At 35.7% G+C, this 3,151-nt stretch carries 3 protein-coding genes; 2 read left to right on the forward strand and 1 reads right to left on the reverse strand.

Annotated elements, in window-relative coordinates:
• Positions 1-271: 271 nt before the first annotated feature.
• Both DM84_RS05550 and DM84_RS05555 read left to right on the forward strand, forming a co-directional pair.
• Positions 272-700 carry a hypothetical protein gene (locus DM84_RS05550; RefSeq protein ID WP_250778972.1) on the forward strand — a complete coding sequence of 143 codons (429 nt, stop codon included), beginning with the start codon at positions 272-274 and terminating at the stop codon, positions 698-700.
• 242 nt (positions 701-942) lie between these two features.
• Positions 943-2,013: a hypothetical protein gene (locus DM84_RS05555; RefSeq protein WP_250778974.1), complete on the forward strand. Its 1,071-nt coding sequence runs from the start codon at positions 943-945 to the stop codon at positions 2,011-2,013.
• A gap of 164 nt (positions 2,014-2,177) precedes the next feature.
• Here the strand turns inward: DM84_RS05555 and DM84_RS05560 are convergent, their stop codons facing one another.
• Positions 2,178-2,909: a 16S rRNA (uracil(1498)-N(3))-methyltransferase gene (locus DM84_RS05560; RefSeq protein ID WP_250778976.1), complete on the reverse strand. Its 732-nt coding sequence runs from the start codon at positions 2,907-2,909 to the stop codon at positions 2,178-2,180.
• Positions 2,910-3,151: the final 242 nt, after the last annotated feature.

Raw genomic sequence — 3,151 nt, forward strand, 5'->3', positions numbered from 1 at the left:
CAAAAAATACCCTGAGTTTTTTACTGAATTTTGTCATTGAGCCTGCAGATCAAAAGCAAGTTTTGAGCCAAAAATACCCTTAATACTATCGTAAGGGTAACGGCAAAGGTTGTCAAGTAGTTTTTTTTATTGAATGACGCTATGGCTTTTTCTCCACTGTTGTCCACCCATTCTTGGTGTAGTGGAATTGGTATTACATTAATTATGCTATAATATATATTGTTTATTAATAAATCTATACTATAATAGTCATTTTTATTAAGGTAGTATTATGACATATCATTTAACATTTACATTCCCAAAGGAACAATATTCCATAGACAAGGGTAGTAATGAGTTCTCGGCAAAAGATAAAGAAGGCAACAGATTTATCATTACCGCAGATAGCAAACAAAAAGGAAAATTTCCTTTTTGTAAAGATGATGATAGTGAGTGTAAGTTTACTCAACACTACACAGTTAAAGATCCAAAGATATGTAACAAGCTTTCTGATATTGACAGTGCTGACTATATAAACGTTATTATGAAAGGCTATGGTGAAAAATATTTCCAAAGCAGAATACTAGGTGGGCTAAATAAGTGTAAGATTGATTACACAGTAGTGGATGATGGCAAAACGCAGGATGTGCTGCACAGTCCCTCAGTGGATGACTATACAATACAGGAAGATATACCTCCTTTAGAGGATCTTACAATCTAATCTTCATTTTGTATACGCAAGAGCTTTCAGTGTCCGTTAACAGATGGTGTCATCCAAGTAGCAGATGCTGGAATCTATATCTTTCTGTATCCTAGTGGGGCCACTTTCATAACACCATCATAAAGCGAACCATCGTTACGCGCTGGAATAACAAGCCAAAGAAACTTATGTAAAATCCAGCATTTACGGAATTTATACTTTTTTCATGCATCTTATGATTTTTATAATTAATGGAGAGTGATATGCCGGCTAGTTTGAGTTTTAAAAAAGGCGACAAAACAACTGATGCAACAGGCCTCAGCGATGTTAGGGTTGTAATTTACACAGATAATGATGGTAATGAATATACTTTAGATACTACAGACAATTTAAAATTAAATTATAAAGATTATGCAGATAATACCAAAAACTACGAAATAAAGAATTTAAGTGGTATAGTAAGTAGACTAATAGGTTCTAATACATTCAAAACAGCTGTGTTAAACGATGGTACTAATCCTATAACAACTGTAGATGGTTTACTAACTGAATTAACTATAGGTGATAACAAGAATAAAAAAGTTTATACTGAACAAGCCGTGGATGATGTATTTGTCAAAACTGAAGAACTTGCAACAAAAATTGCAGAACAAGCTGTTGTGGATGTCTTAGTACCTGCTTTAGTAACAGTTGGCACTGATAATACTAAGAAAGTTTATACTCAAAAAGCCGTAGATGATGCTTTAAACCTTAAAGCTGATGCATCTGCTTTAAGAGATCTGGTATTAGAAAAAGGTCCATCAGCTCAGGCTGTAGCCACTCAACTACTCAGCACTGCAGAAACTAAAGATAACTTAGGAAAAGCAATTCTAGGTGTGACAAAAGAAGTCGATGGTACTCAGCAGCCTGCACTGGAAACAGATCTTGCAGGTAATAAAATTTTACAAGATGCTGTAGCAAGCAATGGCACCTTAAAAGCAGCTTTAGCAAAGCCAGAAGCTATAGCAGCTGTTCCAGCTTTAAAAACAGATGTAGTTACTCAACTACTCAGCAATGCAAACAAAGATAAATTAGGAACAGCGATTTTGGGTGTGACAAAAAAGGTCGATAACGTTGATAAACCTGCACTGGAAACAAATCTTGCAGCTAATCCAGGTTTACAGACTGCAGTAAAAAATGCTTTAGCAAATGATCAAAATTTCGGGAAAGGTGCTAGAATCCAGGCTAATGCTGAAGATCCAGTTTTCCAAGGCTCTGTGAGAGAAGTGATATCAAAACCAGTCTTTGAGACTCCAGCAGATGACAATGCTCCACTTTCTTGGGATTGGACTTAAGTTATTTGAATGACACTCCACATGTCATTCCAGCGCGTGACGCTGGAATGACTTTGTTGCATAGCAACTTATGCGCTAGATTTTTTAAAAGAAAACTATCTAGATCCTTAGGCATTAACAGCGGGTATAATAGCGATAAGGAAAGTTATAATAATCATTGTGATTCACCTCCAAGTTTCGTCAGCAACCCTGTACAGGTGAATAGTGCTTGCACTAGCCAAAGTGAGCGCAGCAACCACAGCAGTATCTACCCTCAAAGTTCTTTTCCCCAGACTTAATTTCTGGCAGAACTTATCAGCAAAGCTAAGTTCATTGTGTGAAAAACCACCTTCAGGACCAACAATAATAGCAATATTTTTTTTGTTCTTCAGAGCTTCACTAGGAGGCTTTCCCTGCCCTGTTTCATCACATAAAATAAAACTTCTATCCTGAGAGTCAGGTAAATCACGAAAATTAATAGGAGGCAAAATCTCTGGCACACTTGTTCTACCACATTGTTCTGCCGCCTCAATTGCCTGTAATTTTGCTCTACTCAGATTAACATTTTTTACTACTGTATGCTCCGTCAAAATAAATTGGATGCAGGTTACCCCCATTTCAGTCGCCTGCCTTATTATATTGCCTAAAGCGGCATTTTTTACCATAGCACAATATAGATATAAGTTTTCTTTATATTGCTGTTGTTTGGTGAATTCTTTAAGTGTAGCTTTCGCTAATTTATGCGATGTATCAACTATTTCTCCTAACCACTCTCCATCCCTTCCATTAAAAAAAGAAATATTGGCATTCTTTTTGAGTCGCATGACGTTGCAAACATAGTGACTTTGCCTTGGACTAAGCTCTAAACTAACGCCTTGTGATAACGCTTGCTCAACGTAAAGTCTAATTTTTTCCATTCAATATATACTTGTATTAACGATCAAACACCTGCAAACTGAAGCATTGTCTTATACCAAACTTCATTATTATACTAAATCCCAATGGTAAATTAAAAAGTTTCCCTACGATTAGCGAATTTATTATGTGTCTTGTTTGATAACGAAAGTTGATATAATCTTTATATTTAAGAAATTTACTAAGCAGAAAAAAGGCAAAAGAAGCCCTGGTCAGTATTTATTTTTAGTATTGGCGTTTTTAT

Source organism: Wolbachia pipientis, from assembly GCF_023661085.1.
Lineage (GTDB): Bacteria > Pseudomonadota > Alphaproteobacteria > Rickettsiales > Anaplasmataceae > Wolbachia.